General features: G+C 66.8%; 12 protein-coding genes. 7 read left to right on the forward strand and 5 right to left on the reverse strand.

Going from position 1 to position 16,486, the window contains the following annotated elements:
* The first annotated feature begins 22 nt into the window (after positions 1–22).
* On the forward strand, positions 23–1,276 hold the full coding sequence (locus ACZ5PO_RS14825; protein ID WP_464194709.1) for an ABC transporter substrate-binding protein: 1,254 nt from the start codon (positions 23–25) through the stop codon (positions 1,274–1,276).
* 217 nt (positions 1,277–1,493) lie between these two features.
* On the opposite strand, the gene ACZ5PO_RS14830 is transcribed toward ACZ5PO_RS14825, so the two are convergent.
* Complete coding sequence (locus ACZ5PO_RS14830) at positions 1,494–1,991, reverse strand: winged helix-turn-helix transcriptional regulator (RefSeq protein WP_464194711.1); 498 nt, start codon at positions 1,989–1,991, stop codon at positions 1,494–1,496.
* A gap of 352 nt (positions 1,992–2,343) precedes the next feature.
* Between ACZ5PO_RS14830 and ACZ5PO_RS14835 the strand changes: the two genes are divergently transcribed.
* Positions 2,344–3,891, forward strand: coding sequence for an acyl-CoA carboxylase subunit beta (locus tag ACZ5PO_RS14835; RefSeq protein WP_464194713.1), 1,548 nt, complete (start codon positions 2,344–2,346; stop codon positions 3,889–3,891).
* 134 nt (positions 3,892–4,025) lie between these two features.
* Here the strand turns inward: ACZ5PO_RS14835 and ACZ5PO_RS14840 are convergent, their stop codons facing one another.
* From ACZ5PO_RS14840 to ACZ5PO_RS14855, 4 genes are all read right to left on the reverse strand, one after another.
* The gene (locus ACZ5PO_RS14840) at positions 4,026–5,642 is read right to left on the reverse strand and encodes a porin (RefSeq protein ID WP_464194715.1); all 1,617 of its coding nucleotides are present in this window, start codon (positions 5,640–5,642) and stop codon (positions 4,026–4,028) included.
* A gap of 509 nt (positions 5,643–6,151) precedes the next feature.
* A complete protein-coding gene (locus ACZ5PO_RS14845; protein ID WP_464194717.1) occupies positions 6,152–6,496 on the reverse strand; it encodes a hypothetical protein in 345 nt (114 codons plus the stop codon).
* Between the two features lie 1,044 nt (positions 6,497–7,540).
* Entirely contained in the window at positions 7,541–8,185 is a 645-nt protein-coding gene (locus ACZ5PO_RS14850) for a TetR/AcrR family transcriptional regulator (RefSeq protein ID WP_464196846.1), read from the reverse strand.
* A gap of 405 nt (positions 8,186–8,590) precedes the next feature.
* Entirely contained in the window at positions 8,591–9,802 is a 1,212-nt protein-coding gene (locus tag ACZ5PO_RS14855) for an ABC transporter substrate-binding protein (protein WP_464194719.1), read from the reverse strand.
* 350 nt (positions 9,803–10,152) lie between these two features.
* Between ACZ5PO_RS14855 and ACZ5PO_RS14860 the strand changes: the two genes are divergently transcribed.
* From ACZ5PO_RS14860 to ACZ5PO_RS14880, 5 genes are all read left to right on the forward strand, one after another.
* The gene (locus tag ACZ5PO_RS14860) at positions 10,153–11,706 is read left to right on the forward strand and encodes a class I adenylate-forming enzyme family protein (protein WP_464194721.1); all 1,554 of its coding nucleotides are present in this window, start codon (positions 10,153–10,155) and stop codon (positions 11,704–11,706) included.
* A gap of 100 nt (positions 11,707–11,806) precedes the next feature.
* Positions 11,807–12,550 carry an SDR family NAD(P)-dependent oxidoreductase gene (locus ACZ5PO_RS14865; RefSeq protein WP_464194723.1) on the forward strand — a complete coding sequence of 248 codons (744 nt, stop codon included), beginning with the start codon at positions 11,807–11,809 and terminating at the stop codon, positions 12,548–12,550.
* Between the two features lie 57 nt (positions 12,551–12,607).
* Positions 12,608–13,810: an ABC transporter substrate-binding protein gene (locus ACZ5PO_RS14870; RefSeq protein WP_464194725.1), complete on the forward strand. Its 1,203-nt coding sequence runs from the start codon at positions 12,608–12,610 to the stop codon at positions 13,808–13,810.
* Between the two features lie 281 nt (positions 13,811–14,091).
* Complete coding sequence (locus tag ACZ5PO_RS14875; protein ID WP_464194727.1) at positions 14,092–15,282, forward strand: acyl-CoA dehydrogenase family protein; 1,191 nt, start codon at positions 14,092–14,094, stop codon at positions 15,280–15,282.
* 52 nt (positions 15,283–15,334) lie between these two features.
* Positions 15,335–16,486: an acyl-CoA dehydrogenase family protein gene (locus ACZ5PO_RS14880; protein ID WP_464194729.1), complete on the forward strand. Its 1,152-nt coding sequence runs from the start codon at positions 15,335–15,337 to the stop codon at positions 16,484–16,486.

The raw sequence follows: 16,486 nt of genomic DNA on the forward strand, positions 1-16,486 counted from the left end.
AGCGCCGACGGAGGGAGAAGACATGACCAAGGATATCGGCGCCCCGCTCGTGCGGCCGGACGGCGACATGTCGCGGCGCGGGCTGCTGCAGGCGGCAGCGGTGCTCGGCGGCGGCCTCGCCGTGCCAAGCCTCACTATGCCAAGCCTCGGCCTGGCCCAGGGGGCGGGCGAGCCGTTCAAGCTCGGTTGGGTGCGGCCCACCACCGGGCGGCTCGCGTCGTCGTTCGCGCCGCTCTACGCGGGCGGCATGATCGCCATCGACGAGATCAATGCGGCGGGTGGCATCATGGGCCGGCCGATCGTGCGCGACGAGCAGGACGATGAGGCCTCTCCCGCCAAGGAGCCCGGCATCATCCTCAAATATCAGGGGGCGGGCATCAACTTCGTCTGCGGCCCGACCGGCTCGTCGCAGGCGCTGTCGTCGCTCTCCAGCACGACGGCGCGCAAGATGATCCAGACGACCTATGCGCTCGCCGCCGACATGGGCAACGGCAGCAAGTATCCCTACCACTACCAGCTGATCTTCAATTCCGACCAGCAGGCGGTCGCCTGCGTCAGCTATCTGGTCGACGTGCTGAAGCTGAAGAAGATCGGCATCCTCCAGGAGAGCACCGCCTACGGCGAGCAGATCACGCCGGTGTCCAAGGCGGAGCTGAAGAAGCGCGGGCTCGATCCGGTCGACGTGCAGGTGTTCCCGATCACCGCGCCGGACCTGTCGGGTTACGTCCAGGCCCTGCGCAAGGCCGGCGCCGACGGCATCCTGATGTGGATGTCGAACATCCCGAACTCGGCCATGATCTTCAACGCCATGAACGCGATGAAGTGGTTCCCGCCGATCACCGGCCATACCTCGCTGTTCCTGGAATCACTGCTCGACCTGGTGCCGCCGGACGCGCTCAAGAACGTCTACGGCACTTGGTATAAATCCTTGACCTGGACCGACACCGAGGGCCCCGGGCCGCGGCAGGTCGACTACGCCAAGAAGATCCTCGCCTTTCCCGACGCCAAGGGCAGCGAGGTCAATGCGGCGGGCAGCCCCTACTACGACTTCCTCTATCTGCTGAAGATGGCCATCGAGCAGGAGAAGAGCTTCGACGTGGAGCGCGTGAAAGCTGCGCTCGACCGCACCAAGGGCTACCAGGGCATGCTCGGCACCCTGAGCTTCACGCCGGAGAACCATTGCGGCATCGATGTCGCCGACATGGTGATGGCGACGGTCACCTCGGCCAGGGACCCGAAGGCCATGGGCATCTTCCGGGCGCGCGCGCCGGGCTGACATCAGCACCTGCGTCATGGCCGGGCTTGACCCGGCCATCCATCCACTTGAAAAACAACAGCATTCGGACAGCCCTGGCGGGCTGACGTTGCTCGCTTTGATGGATGGTCGGGTCAAGCCCGACCATGACGGCGAGGCGGCTGGACCGTCGCGGATCTCATCTTCAATTCGGTCAGCAATGCCCTCGGCGCACAGCGCCCGCGTCAGCCGGCCCGCGTCAGCCGGCCTGCTGCAGCTGTGCCGGCGGCAGCACGTGGCGCTCGGGGGTCGAGCCGGGCCCCGGGCGCACCTGGACGTCCTTGGCCGAGAGCGGCTCGTTGCACTCGGAGCACACCATGACCGGGTCGAACAGCTTGCCGCACAGCTTGTGCTCGTGCAGCAAGGGGCGGCCGCGCTCGTCCGCCATGTGCATGTCGCCCCAATGGACGATGGCCATGATCACGGGATAAAGCTCGAGGCCGCGCTGCGTCAGGATGTATTCGTAGCGCTTGGGGCTGTCCTGGTAGGGGACGCGGCGCAGCACGCCATAGCGCACGAACTTCTTCAGCCGATCCGAGAGCAGATGACGCGTGATCCCGAGCCTGGCCTGGAAGTCGTCGAAGCGCCTGACGCGCAGGAAGCAGTCGCGCAGGATCAGCAGGCTCCAGCGGTCGCCGATCACTGCGACCGTGCGCGCCACCGAGCACTGCTCCTCTTCGAGCGTGTTCCACTTCATCGTTGTCTCCATCTGGCCTGGCGAGCGGCGGATGGCGCCGAGATGGGCGTCGCGCGCGTAGGTCTCAATACCCCGCTCCTACAGGTTCCATTTTTGTCCACAAAGGTCAATGGTCCTGCCGCTTTTTGGCGGCATGTTCCACAAAGTGCCTCAAAATGCGGCCACGTCGGACATAGGCGGTTATGTCGGCCCGCGGTTCTTGACCGTTCTTTAACGGAACGATAGCGGTTGGCGGGCGCTTGCGGCCGTGTCGGCCGGCGGCGCATGGCGACCGCGCGCGGCTTGGCTTCGGCGCACCCGCATCTATCGTGGTCGTCGGCGCGGCGAGGCCCGCCAACCAAGGGAGGCGCGCGTGAGCGAATGGGACAAGGCCGCCGAGATCGACCATCGGCGTGCGCAAGCCAAGCTCCAGGGCGGCGCGGACGCGGTCGCCAAGCAGCACGGGCGCGGCCGCTTGACCATTCGCGAGCGCATCGAGCGCGCCCTCGACGCTGAATCGTTCCGCGAGGTCGGGCCGATCGCCGGCCGATCCGAGACCGCGGCCGGCGGCGGCACCACCTTCACCCCGGGCAATTTCGTCGTCGGCTTCGGCCGTATCGGCGGGCGCAACTGCGTCGTCGCGGGCGAGGATTTCACCCAGGCGGCCGGATCGCCCAATGCCGCCGGCCTGCGCAAGAGCGTCTACACTGAGGAGCTGGCGATCCAGTATCGCGTGCCGCTGGTCCGCTTTCACGAGGGCTCGGGGGGCAGCGTCGCCGGCAGCGACAAGTCCGCGCCGTCCCTGCCCGAGCCGGTCCACGGGCGGCACCGCTTCCTGTCGATCGCCCAGGCGCTCGCGACCGTGCCGGTCGTCAGCGCCGCCGTCGGCACCGTGGCCGGCTTGCCCGCCGGCCGGCTGGTGTCGTCGCACTACACGATCATGACGCGCACGTCGCAGGTCATCATTGGCGGGCCGGCCCTGGTGGAGCGCGCGCTCGGCATCCAGGTCAGCAAGGAGGAGCTCGGCGGTCCGACCATCCACGAGAAGAGCGGCGTCGTCGACGACGTGGTGGAGGACGAAGCTGCGGCGTTCGATACGATCCGCACCTTCCTGTCCTACCTGCCGCAGAACGTCTGGGAGCTGCCGCCGCGCGGGCCTGCCGACGATCCGCCGGGCCGCATGGACGCGGCGCTCGACGAGATCATCCCGGCCAATCGGCGCCGCGTCTATGAGACCCGCGCCATCATCCGGTCGGTCATGGACCAGGGCTCGTTCTTCGAGATGGGGCGGCGCTTTGCGCCGGGGCAGATCGTCGGCCTGGCGCGGCTCGCCGGCTACCCCGTCGGCATCTTCGCCAACGACACCCGTCACTTCGGCGGCGCCATCACCGCCGACGGCGCCCAGAAGCTGCGGCGTTTCGTCGAGTTCTGCCAGACCTTCCACCTGCCCGTCATTTCCTTCGTCGACGAGCCGGGCTTCATGATCGGCCCCGAGGCGGAGCGCTCAGCCACCATGCGCTACGGCGCCATGGCGCTCGCGACCGTGGCGCTGGCGACGGTGCCGTGGGCGACGGTCAGGGTGCGCAAGAGCATGGGCCTGGCGAATTATGCCCACATCGCGCCCGGCGCCTTCGTGCTGGCCTGGCCGACGGTCGAGATGGGGGCGTTGCCGGTCGAAGGTGGTGTCGCCGTCGCCTTCAAGCACGAGATCGCCCAGGCGGAGGATCCGGCCGCCAAGCGCGCCGAGCTCGAGGCGCAACTCGCCGCGCTGCAATCACCGTTCCGGCAGGCCGACGGCTTCGCCGTGCACGACCTCATCCACCCGCGCGAGACGCGGCCGCGGCTCGCCGACTGGATCGAGCTGGCGCAGCCGCTGCTCGCCGCCCAGCTCGGCCCGTCGTCGTTCTCGTACCGTCCGTGAAGCGCGAGCGGCGAGCTGAGGCGGTCGCGATGAGCTGACCGCCGTCGCTCGTCAAGCCGTCGAAAGCCTCGGTGTCGCCGGGGCTTCCTCCCGCTGCAGTGCCTGGCCGAGACGCGCTCCTGGTACGGCCGCCCTCAGAAGGTGCGGTCGATGCGCAAGCGCGTCAGCCAGTTGTCGTCGAAGCTGACGGTCTTGCCCGTGAGCGTGCCGTACTTGTTGTTGTCGACCACGCGGCCCTTCGGGTCGATGCGCTGGTAGAGCACCTCGAGGCCGATATCGAGATCCTTGACCGGCGACCACACCAGGTTGGCGGAGGTCACCAGCTCGTTGAAGCTCTTGAAGGCGATGTTGGTCGAGCCGGCTGCCGCCGAGGCCGCCGTCACGATGCCGGCCGAGTTGGCGTAGAGGTTGCCGAGCGGGCCGGCGGTGCGCGCCGAGCCGGGATACAGCAGCTCGCCATAGCTGACGACGAAGCCCGAACGCCACTGCGGCGTCCAATAGTGCAGGAAGGCTGCGGACGCCGACCAAGCCTGGCTCAGCTTGATATCGCCGCTGTTGGGATCGACGTAGCCGTCGACCTTGTAGGCGTTGAAGCGGCCGCCGCCGCCGATGCCGCCGGCGGTCGAGGACTCGTAGCCGAGCGGGTTGTCGACGCCGGTGTAGGACATGGCGCCGCGGGCGTAGGCCGCCTGCAGCCACAGCGCATCGCCCGGCGCCAGGAACGGCAGCAGGAGCTTGACGCCGCCCTGGACCGCGTAGCCGTAGGCCGCCTCGGGGCGCTGCGGGTAGACGCCGGCCGCCGCAACGGCGGAGCCGCCTTGCGCGACCCCTGCGTTATTGTAGACGCCGAGGTTGTTGTAGCCACCGATGGAGACCTGGTGGACGGCCGCCGAGATCTGGGCCGAGCCCCAAGACTGGTCGACGCGCAGGTTGGCGACGAAGTCGGGCAACTGCTGGCGCTGGGCGATGTCGACGAAGGCGTAGCCCGTCCGCTGGCCGGCTGTGTTGAACAGGTAGACCGGCGAGCCGTAGGTGCAGCCGTTGACGCCGCCGTTGGTGCACAGCGCCGAGAGCGTCGTGGCGATGTTGCCGACGGCGGGCTGGCTGAAGCCGAGGTTGGCGCCGGGGATGGCGCTCTGCGGATTGACCGAGAACAGCGGGTTGCGGCGGAACGACGGGTCTTCCGCCGACACGGTGGCGCTGAAGCCGTTGCCGAACTGATAGGTGTAGGCCAGGAGATTGGTGTTGATGCCCGAGGCGATCGAGAGGCCCGCCAGCTCGATGTCCCAGACGTAGAAGTCGTAGAACGACGAGGCGCGACCGGCGGTGAGGCCGGCGAACTGGATGAACGCCTTGTCGACCTCGACGTACTTGTTGGCGCGGTTGTAGGTGTCGATGCCCGTGGAGTTGAACGAGTTCGGGCCGTAGTTGCGCCAGGTCGCCGTCGAGCCGTGCTGTTGGCCGGTGCGGCTGGCGATGTCGAAGCGGATGAAGGTGCGCAGCGTGCCCCAGGCGGTGGAGGTCCGCGCGTCCACCTGGAGGCGGCCGGCGCCGAAGAACACCGAGCGGTCGGCGTTCAGGGCCCGGTATTGCGCCGTCTCGTACTGGAACTGAGCGCGGCCGCCGAGCTTGATGCAGGTATCGGTGCCCGGAATGTAGAAGAAGCCGACGCCGTGGACGGAGCACACCTTCACGTACTCGACCGGCGCGGCCTTCGTCAGCGGAAGGTCGGCAGCCCGCACGCCGGTCACGGCCAATAATGCAGCCGCCGACCCAAGAAGAATACTCTTAGTAATTTTCACTATGACCTCCAAACTCGCAGAGATCCTTGGAACGTTCTTCCCATTTATATGAGCTCGGAACAATCCGAGATCGCGCGCTGAGGCATCCGCCCCGCGCTGCTTGGTCCCCCAGGGCCGGACCATAATCTCCCCTTCGCGCCCGGCAACCAGCAAATTCAAGTTGTAGGCTCGATATTTCGCTTAATATCAGCCTGTTGCACAAAAATCACGAATACTTCATAGATCACAACGAGATATGAATTGATTTACTTGTAATGGATGCTTGATTGAAAGAAAATTCTATTTACATTGGTTGCGTCGCCGCGCTGTTGCTGCCCGGGGATGTGGCTGGGCGCAACGGGACAAGTGCGGGGCTCCCTGCGGCAGCAGCTCGAGGGGCGCCGCCGGCGCATAGGCGCTCCGTCGGCTGCTCCTCGTCCCGGGTGCGGCGCGAGAGGGGAGGCGTCAGGCGTCAGGCGTCAGGCCTCGGCCGCCGCCTTGAGTCGCGCAATGGTGCGCTGCAGGTCCTGCACGTGCTGGCTGAGCGTCTGAATGCGCTGGGCCATGTGCCGGTTCTCCGTCCAGAGCTTGCGCAGTTCATTGGACATGCGGCCCTTGAGCGCCACCACCTGCGTCTCCAGCTCGTGCATGCGATCCTCGTCCAGATTGCGCAAGCGTCGCAGCAGCTCCGGCGAGCGGTAGATGGTGGACCGGGAGACGCCGGCTTCTGCGGCAAGGCGCGTGGCGCTGAGCTTGCGGCCTCGTGGATCCGCCGCAAGGCGGGCGAGCGCATCTTCGATGGCCTGCGTATTGACTGGCCTCATGGGTTGGTTCCTTCCGGCGGGCGGCCCGATCGTCCATGCGTGCGCGTCGCGAGCGCGATGCGGTGATGCGTCAAAGGCCGCAAGAGGAGAGCGATTGAACGGCGATGCCCGGATCGGAGGGGAAGCCTCGGCGTTGACCCGGGGCTCGCACGCTCCGGCTCGCCCGGACGCGACGCACTGGCGGAGAGAGGGCCTCAGAATCTGCGGTCGATAGGGACGCGCGTCAGCCAGTCGTCCTCGACGCCGACGGTCTTCCCGGTCAGCGTGCAGGCTTTGACATGCTCGGCGGGCGCTGCCTTCGTCATGGGCAGATCGGCAGCGGCTGCCCCGGTCGCAGCGATAAATCCGGCCGCCGGTCTCCGGAGAATACTCCTCGCGATGTCCACAATGACCTCCAAATGCTTAGAGATCCTTGGAACGCTCTTCCCACTTCAGCTGCAAACCCGACGCCGCAGTGCGACTGCCATGAGGCGTCGGGCCGGCATCCGCTTGGCCCGCCCGAGCCTCACCATAATGATCCCACCGTTCACATCAATCGGCGATTCACGCATAGAGACGTTCATCGCCCATATTGGCATATATGTTGCCTAATTATCACGATATCACAGCGTGTGTGACATAATTAATCGCCGACTTTTTGTGCATTCGTCGATGGAATTTTTGAAATTACATTTACGATTGTTTGATTCAATTCCTACCTCGCAAGGTTGATTCGAGATAATTACCGGAGCGTTCGACGATTCGTTTGCCCGTGATTCGGAGGTTGATTGACCTTCGTCGCAGGGCACTGTCGGGCCGGGATGGATGCCAGTGCATGGCGGGGCTTGGGGATGATGCCTGCCGAAACTCGCCCCGCGTCATCGTCCGGAGACGAGCGCAGCCCCCTTGAGGCGCATGCGTGGCTGGGGAACGTGCGGTGTGATCGAAGATGCGAGATCAGCCGTATCACGAAGGCGGTGGCAGCCGTCGCCGGGGTGATTTGCCAAGTTGTCCGATGATCCGCCGAGCCATGCTGGGGATCGACAAAGTATCGCGCCCATGAAGTCATTGTCTCGCCATGCCGCATCCGCACAGAAACATGCGCGTGCATGCGAGAGCCCAGGCTTCGATCTCCTCCTGTGTCATGGCCGGGCGCACCCCGAGGATCATCTGCCGTTGCGGTCCGACGACCATGCTCCGCAGAAGGTTGGCGGCCAGCTCCGGGTCGGGACAATCGATGAGGCCGTCATCGCAAAGCGACCGTATCCGGTCCGCCAGCGCGTCGGCGATCCGAAGCGCGACCTGCCTGTAGCTCGCGATGACTTCCGGAAACTGGTCGATCTCGGCTATGGCGAGGCGCATCGTCTTCCAGGCCTCTTCGCTCAGCGACAGGCGCGCAAAGCTGAGGATGATCTGTTCAAGGTACGCTTCAGCATCGCCGGAGCCATCATTGGCGACATCGAGCGACCTGAGGCTCGACTCGATTCGGCTCTCCACGGCGATACGGAAGAGATCCGCCTTGGTCGGAACAAGCTTGTAGAGGGTTCGCGTCGAGATCCCGGCGCGGCGTGCGACGCTCTCCATGCTGGTCTGCACATATCCCGATGCGGCGAACTCCGCGATCGCAGCGTCGATGATCAGCTTTCTCGTCTCGTCTTCGCTACGTGTCGAAGGGCGACCACGCGCACGGCGTTGCACATTGTCGACCACCAAGACCAGGACTCCCACCACCATCATCATCGTGCGAGGAAAATTAGGAAATTCAGTATTTTCCAAATATATCACAAGTCGGCGCCAAGTCAAGAGTCAGGTATCGGCCATGTCCGCGCGCACGCAGGAACGGTGCGGTTGTGGACGCTCGCTCCCGCATCTGTCCCGCGATGCGACGGAGGGTGATCCGATCAGATGCGACGACCTGATCGGATCACGGTGCCGTCCATACAGTGTTCTTCCCGCGATTGGCGTGCCGCCGCCGCTCGCGAGGGCGGCGAAAACTCCTCTGGAGCGCTTTTTCGCGATTGGGTGGACACACCCAATCGCGAAAAGGCGCTCCAGATTCAAAAGACGATGAGCATTTCTCTGCCATTGGATGGGTCCATCCAATGGCGAAATGCTCTAGCGGCTGACCAGGTCGCCGATGATCTGCCACTGGGTGCCGTCGAAGCGCCGCACCCGTTCCTTGCGGATGGTGAGGTAGTCGTCCGGCCGCGTGTCCAGCGTCACGCCCGGCAGGAACATGGGCAGCGACAGCTCGTGAAGGTTGGTCGCGATCTTCATGACGTCCTCGCGCGTCGGCTCGTTGCCGGCGCGCTTCAGCACCTCGACCAGGCTCTGCGTCGTCGAATAGCCGGTGACCGCCGAGGTGTCGTAGAGGTCGAGCTCCGGCACGTGGGCCTGCATGAAGGCCTTGTAGGCCTTGACGGCGGCATCGTCCTGCCACTGCGGGTCGCCCGGGTCCTTGGCATAGGCCGCCGACAGCAGGCCGCGGGAGGCGTCCAGGCCGGCCGGCTTGAGCACCGACACGATCGATCCCGAGACGTTGGAGACGAGCTGCGTCGGCTTCCAGCCGATCTCGTGGGATTTGCGGATCGCCTGGGCGGCGAACTTCGGCGCGGCCAGGTTGAAGAAGACGTTGGCGCCGGTCGCGGCCAGGGTGACGATCTGGGAATCCACCGTCGGTGTGGTCGGCTCATAGGACTGCTTGGCGACGATGACCTCGGCGCCGCTGGCCGCGAAGGTGGCCTCGACGCCGGCCAGCATTTCCTTTCCGAAGTCGTCGTTCTGGTAAAGGATCGCGACGCGCGGGCTGGCAACCGTGGCCAGCACGTGCTTGGCCAGGATGGTGGCCTCGGTGGTGTAGGACGGCAGCCAGCCGATCGACCAGGGATTGGTCTTCGGCTCGGCGAAGCGCGAGGATCCCGACACCACGAACAGCTGCGGCACCTTCTTGGCATTGAGGTAGCGCTGCACCGCCACGTTGGTCGCCGTGCCGAGCGACCCGGACAGCATGAACACCTCATCGGACTCGACCAGCTTGCGCGTCTGCTCCACGGTCTTGGGCGGCGAGTAGGCGTCGTCCAGGCTGATCAGGTTGATCCTGCGCCCGTTGACCCCGCCCTCCGTATTGACGTGGGCGATGTAGGCCGCCGCGACCTTGCCCTGTACGCCCCAGGCCGACGCCGGCCCACTGTAGGGCAGCGTCTGCCCGACCTTGATCTCGGTCCGGGTGACGCCGGGGGCGGTGTCGGCCAGCCCCGCGCCGCTGCACAGCAGGCCGAAACCGACGACCGTGCAGCGCACGGCCCGCTCGAGTCGGACGAACTCCATCATGCTTCCTCCCATCTTTGTTGCCGCGCTCGCCGGTTGCTTCCGCGGCATCCAATAAGTTCTATTTTGGAATTTTAACCATAACCAATGCTCCGGATCATCGCAATCCGGCGGCGCCGTCAGGCGCATCGACGTGTCCTCAGAGGATAGACGCAGAGGTAAGATCGGCCGCGGCAGTGCGGGGCGAAGCGCCAATCTCACCGCGTCATGGCCGGGCTTGACCCGGCCATCCGTGCGCTCCGAAACAGAACTCGCTTGACGAGTTCCAAATAGGTACCTTAGATAGGCCCCGTCAGCCGCCGGCCAGCAGCGGCGACGGCCGCCGCTTGGCGACACAACGGGAGGGAACGGTGAACGAAGCGCTCGCACGTCAGGCCGAGCCCGATCAGCTCTCGGGCCTGCCGAACCGGATCAGCGACGTGGTCACCCGCATGGCGGAGGTGAGGCCCACGGGGCTCGCGCTCATCGAGCCCGGCCGCACCTGGACCTACGGGGATCTGGCCCGCGTCGTCACCGATACGGCGCACGCGCTCGCCCGCCTGGGCGTCCGCCCGGGCGACCGCATTCTGATCGTCAGCGAGAACTCGCTCGCCCTGGCGGGGCTGCTCTTCGCCGCGTCCAGGCTCGATGCCTGGGCGGTGGTCGCAAGCCCGCGCCTGTCCGGTCGCGAGATCGACCAGATCAGGACCCATTCCGGTGCCAGGCGGGCTTTCTACGTCGTCGACATCGGCGAGCAGGCGGCCGAGCACGCCAGCCGCAACCAGGCCGTCGTCGAGGCGCTGCCGGGTCTCGGCCGGGTCGCGGTGGGACCGCTCGATGCCGACGCGGTGCCCGAGCCGGTGCACGCCGGCGCCGAGGACCAGGTGGCCGTGCTGCTCTACACCTCGGGCACGACCGGCAATCCCAAGGGCGTGATGCTCACCCATCGCAACCTGCTGTTCAGCGCCTTCGTGTCGGGCTCGCTGCGCTCGATCGGGCCGGCCGACTGCATCTACGGCGTGCTGCCGATGTCCCACATCGTCGGCCTCACCATCATCCTGCTGTCGTCGGTCATGTTCGGGGCGGCCGTCCGCGTCGTGCCCAAGGCGGATCCGGCCGACCTGGCGCGGGCGCTCGCCGAGGACACCACCATCATCTACGGCGTGCCGGCGACCTATCAGCGGCTCCTCGAATACAAGACCGTCAGCGGCTTGCCGAAGCTTACGGCCGCCAGGCTGCGCTGCATGTTCGTCGCCGGCGCGCCGCTCGACCTGACGCTGAAGGCTCGCGTGGAGGAGGAACTCGGCCAGCCGCTGCTCAACGGCTACGGCATCACCGAATGCTCGCCCGGCGTCTCCTCGGTGCTGTCCACCTACCGCGAGGACGACACCGTCGGCACCATCCTTCCGGGCGTCGAGACCAGGATCGTCGACCGCTCCGGCCGCACCGTCGCTGTGGGCGAGGTGGGCGAGCTGCACGTGCGCGGGCCCAACGTCATGCGCGGCTACTACCGGGCGCCCGAGGCGACGGCGGCCGCCCTCGACGCGGACGGCTGGTTCAAGACCGGCGATCTCGCCCGCTTCACCGGCGAGGACATGTACATCGTCGGGCGCTCGAAGGAGCTGATCATCCGCTCCGGCTTCAACGTCTACCCGCCCGAAGTGGAAGCGGTGCTGAACTCGCATCCCGACGTGGTCCAGTCCGCCGTGGTCGGCCGGACGGTCGAGGGCAACGAGGAGGTGGTCGGCTACGTCCAGCTCCTGCCCGGCTCCAAGCTCTCGGCGGATGATCTCCTGGCCTACGCCAGGCCGCTGCTCACGCCCTACAAGCGCCCGGCCGAGATCGTCGTCCTCGACGCCCTGCCGGCCAGCTCGACGGGCAAGATCCTGAAGCACAAACTGGCCGAGGCCGCCCGGACGACCTGACGGCCCAACGGACGATGGCCCCCTGGCCGCCACCAATGGCGCCCGTCACGGCTAACGTCTTCACCTGCGCCATCGACGCGCAATTCGAAGGAATACCGACGTGACGACAAGAAACGCCACAGTGGCCGTGATCGGGGCCGGCGACTACATCGGCTCGGCCATCGCCAAGCGCTTTGCCTCGGAAGGTTTCACGGTGTTCGTCGGCCGCCGCGGCGGCGAGAAGCTGGCGCCGCTGGTCAGCGAGATCGAGGCCGCCGGCGGCAAGGCCTTCGGCCGCTCGCTCGACGCCCGCAAGGAGGAGGAGATCGCGGCCTTCCTCAAGGACGCCGACGACCATGCGCCGCTCGAGCTGTGCATCTTCAACATCGGCGCCAACGTCAACTTCCCGCTGCTGGAGACGACCGAGCGGGTCTTCCGCAAGGTCTGGGAAATGGCCTGCTACTCGGGCTTCCTGGCCACGCGCGAGGCGGCCCGGCTGATGGTGCCGCGTGGCCGCGGTGCGATCTTCCTGACCGGGGCGACGGCGAGCCTGCGCGGCGGGGTCGGCTACGCCGCCTTCGCCAGCGCCAAGTTCGGCCTCAGGGCCGTCTCCCAGGCGGCGGCGCGTGAGCTCGGCCCCCAGAACATCCACGTCGCCCACCTCATCATCGATTCCGGCGTGAACACCGAATGGGTGCGCGAGCGGATCCGGGAGAAGGAGGGCGACGCGGCGCTCGCCAATCTCGACCCCAACCGGCTGATGCGGCCGGAAGCCGTGGCCGAGACCTACTGGAGCCTCTACCAGCAGCCGCGCGACGCCTGGACGTCGGAGGTGGAGATCCGGCCCTTCGGCGAGAAGTGGTAGCCGCAGCTCGCTCAATACATCGTTGGACAGATAGACAACAACAAGAGGTGGGGAAAGATGAAGCGATCGCCGATTGCTCTGGGGCTGATGCTTGGCCTCGGCATGACCGCCGCACATGCGGCAGACAACGCCATCGGCGTGACAGCGAGCGAGATCAAGATCGGCACCACCATGCCATTCAGCGGGCCGGCGTCGGCGCTCGGCAACACCGGCAAGGGGCTGATCGCCTACGTCAACCTGCTCAACGACCGCGGCGGCGTGGGCGGCCGCAAGATCAACCTGATCGCGCTGGACGACGGCTACATCCCGCCCAAGGCCGTCGAGCAGACGCGCAAGCTGATCGAGCAGGACGAGGTGGCGTTCATGTTCAGCCCGCTCGGGACACCGGCCAATTCGGCCACCATCAAGTACATCAACGGCAAGAGGGTGCCCGACGCCTTCATCGTCACCGGCGCCGCCAAGTTCACCAGGGCGGCCGAGTACCCGTTCACCACGACGGCGCTGCCGAGCTACGAGACCGAGGCCAAGATCTACGCCAAGTTCATCGACAAGACCAAGCCCGGCGCCAAGGTCGGCATCCTCTATCAGAACGATGATCTCGGCAAAGACTTCGTCGCCGGCTTCAAGACGGTGCTGAAGGATTCGTTCCCGCAGCGGGTGGTGGCGATGCCCTACGAGGTGGCCGATCCCACGGTCGACTCGCAGATCTTCAGCCTGAAGAGCGCCGGCGTCGATGCGCTGCTGATCGCGGCGACGCCCAAGTTCGCGGCGCAGGCGATCAAGAAGACGGCGGAGCTCGATTGGCGGCCGCTGCGGATCATCAATCTGGTGTCGAGCTCGGTGTCCGCCACGTTGAAGCCGGCGGGGCTGGAGAACGCCAAGGACGTGCTGAGCGCCGTATTCTACAAGGATCCGTTCGACGCGGCGTGGAAGGACGGCCGCGAGGCCAAGGACTATCTCGCCTTCGCCGAGAAGTACCTGCCCGGTGCCGACCCCTACGACATCAACTACATCACCGGCTACAACCAGGGCATGATCCTCGAGCAGCTGCTGAAGCAGTGTGGCGATGATCTCTCCCGCGACAACATCAACAAGCAGGCGCACGCCATCCGCGACCTGCAGCTGCCGATGATCCTGCCGGGCATCAAGGTGAACACCAGCCCGGACAACAACCAGGCCTGGACGCAATTGCAGCTGCAGCGCTGGACCGGCGAGCGCTGGGAGCTGATCGGCTCGATCCTCCAGGCCGACAGCGACTGATCGAGGGCAAATGTTCGTATTGCGCAGTCGTTCGGAAGATCTGGTGCCGGCCAAGCCCTGGGCTCCCCTCTCCCCGCCTGGGGGGAAAGGGCAGGGTGAGGGGGCCTCGCCACGTGGCGTGACCCGCGTCGAGCACACTCCTGAACGCCCCCTCACCCGGATCGCGTTGCACGCGATCCGACCTCTCCCCGCAGGCGGGGCGAGGTGGGCAGCTGGACCGCTAGCGGCTCTTGCGGCAGCCGCCGAAACCCTCGTGCAAACTCACTAGCCGGAGAGCGCCCGTGTCCGTCACCTTCGCCCCGCACGACGAAGCCTTCCGGCAGGAGGTCCGCACCTTCATCGCCGAGAACTATCCGGCCGAGATGCGGGTCACCAACCCGGATACGGACCTCACCAAGGAGCAGAGCCTGCTCTGGCACCGCATCCTGCATCGCAAGGGCTGGCTCGCGCCGCACTGGCCCAAGGAGTATGGCGGCCCGGGCTGGACGACGGTGCAGCAGTACATCTGGGCCCAGGAGACGGCGCTCGCCGGCACGCTGCCGCCGCTCGCCTTCAGCGTCACCATGGTCGGCCCGGTGATCTACACCTACGGCAACGCCCAGCAGAAGGCGCGCTTCCTGCCGCGCATCCTCTCGGGCGACGACTGGTGGTGCCAGGGCTATTCGGAGCGGGACGCCGGCTCTGATCTTGCCAACCTCAAGTGCAAAGCGGTGCGCGACGGCGACCATTACGTCGTCGACGGGCACAAGATCTGGACGACGCTCGCCCAGCATGCGGACTGGATCTTCTGCCTGGTGCGCACCGACCCCTCGGCCAAGCCGCAGCAGGGCATCTCGTTCCTGCTCATCGACATGAAGACGCCGGGCATTACCGTGCGGCCGATCATCACCATCGATGGCAGCCACGAGATCAATGAGATCTTCTTCGAGGATGTGCGTGTCCCCGCCGAGAACCTGATCGGCGAGGAGAACAAGGGCTGGAGCTACGCCAAGTTCCTGCTCGGCAACGAGCGCACGAGCATGGCCGGCACCGGCTACGCGCGCCGGGCGATGGCCAAGCTGAAGTCGGTCGCCGCCGAGGAGCAGGCCGGCGGGGCGCCGCTCCTGGCCGATGGGGACTTCGCCCGTCAGGTGGCGCGGACCGAGATCGACCTGGCGGCGCTGGAGTTCACCGAGCTCAAGATGATCTCGGCGCTCTCCGCCGGCCGCGATCCCGGCGCCGGCGCCTCGCTGCTGAAGATCCGCGGCACCGAGATCCGCCAGCGCATCGCCGAGCTCACCCACCGTGCCATCGGCCCCTACGGCATGGTGCTGCGCCACGGGCTCGATCTCGGCCACAACGAGCAGGCCCCCGGGCCGGACTACGCCCAGACGGCGACGGAGATCTATCTGAACACGCGCAAGCTCTCGATCTACGGCGGCTCCAACGAGATCCAGCGCAACATCATCGCCAAGGCCGTGCTCGGCCTCTAGCGCAGCCGTCAAGCCCGACCATGACACCGAGAGAGATGCGGGACGTATAGCCATGGACTTCGAGTTCTCGGACGAGCAGGGCATGCTGCGGGACAGCGTCCGCAAGCTGCTCGGCGACAAGTACGGATTGGCCGCCCGCCAGGCCATCGTCGACAGCGAGACCGGCTTCAGCCGCGACCACTGGCGCCAGTTCGCCGAGCTGGGGCTGCTCGGCGTCGAACTGCCCGAGGCGGTCGGCGGGCTCGGCGGCTCCGCCCTCGACACCATGGTGGTGCTGGAGGAGTTCGGGCGCCGCCTGGTGGTCGAGCCCTACCTGGAGACCGTGGTCGTGGCCGCGGGCCTGCTGCGGCAGGGCGGGCTCGATCGCTGGCAGGACGAGCTCGGCGGGATCGCCGGCGGCGAGCGGATCTGGGCGCTGGCGTGGTCGGAGCCGCAGGGCCGCTCGGACCTCGGCCACGTGGCCACCACGGCCCGGCGCGACGGCGAGGGCTACCGCCTCACGGGCCGCAAGGTCGTCGTCGCAGCGGCCCCCTGGGCCGATGCGCTCATCGTCTCGGCTCGGACCGGCGGCGATGTCGCCGATCCGGACGGCCTCAGCCTGTTCGTCGTCGATCGTGCCGCTGCCGGTGTCCACTTGGAGAGCTATCGGACCCTGGACGGGCGCCGCGCCGCCGACGTGACCCTGGACCAGGTCCGCCTGGGGGCGGAGGCGCTGCTGGGCGAGGAGGGGCGCGGACTGCCGCTGCTCGAGCGCGCCGCCGAACGCGCCATCGCCGGCCTCTGCGGCGAGGCGGTCGGCTGCATGGCCGAGCTCAACCGCGCCACGCTGGACTACGCCAGGGCGCGGCGCCAGTTCGGCACGCCGATCGCGAGCTTCCAGGTGCTGCAGCACCGCATGGTCGACATGTTCATCGCCCACGAGGAGGCGGCGGCGACCAGCTTCTTCCTGCACCGGGCTTTCGGCGAGCCGAGCGCGGAGCTGGCGCAGCAGGCCGCGGCCGCCAAGGTGCAGGTGGGCGAAGCCGGCCGCCTGGTGGGGCAGCAGGCGGTGCAGATCCATGGCGGCATGGGCATGTCGGAGGAGCTGGAGGTGGGGCGCTACTTCAAGCGGTTGACCGCCATCGACATCCAGTTCGGCGACGCCGACCATCACCTGGCGCGCTACACTGGCGCGATGCAGGCCGAAGCGCTTGCAGCAGCATGA

This window comes from Chelatococcus sp. KU-N122, assembly GCF_055391085.1.

Coding starts and splice junctions, on each gene's coding strand:
- ACZ5PO_RS14825 (WP_464194709.1), top strand. CDS start 23: ATGACCAAGGATATCGGCGCCCCGCTCGTGCGGCCGGACGGCGACATG.
- ACZ5PO_RS14830 (WP_464194711.1), bottom strand. CDS start 1,991: ATGAAGTGGAACACGCTCGAAGAGGAGCAGTGCTCGGTGGCGCGCACG.
- ACZ5PO_RS14845 (WP_464194717.1), bottom strand. CDS start 6,496: ATGAGGCCAGTCAATACGCAGGCCATCGAAGATGCGCTCGCCCGCCTT.
- ACZ5PO_RS14855 (WP_464194719.1), bottom strand. CDS start 9,802: ATGGAGTTCGTCCGACTCGAGCGGGCCGTGCGCTGCACGGTCGTCGGT.
- ACZ5PO_RS14870 (WP_464194725.1), top strand. CDS start 12,608: ATGAAGCGATCGCCGATTGCTCTGGGGCTGATGCTTGGCCTCGGCATG.
- ACZ5PO_RS14880 (WP_464194729.1), top strand. CDS start 15,335: ATGGACTTCGAGTTCTCGGACGAGCAGGGCATGCTGCGGGACAGCGTC.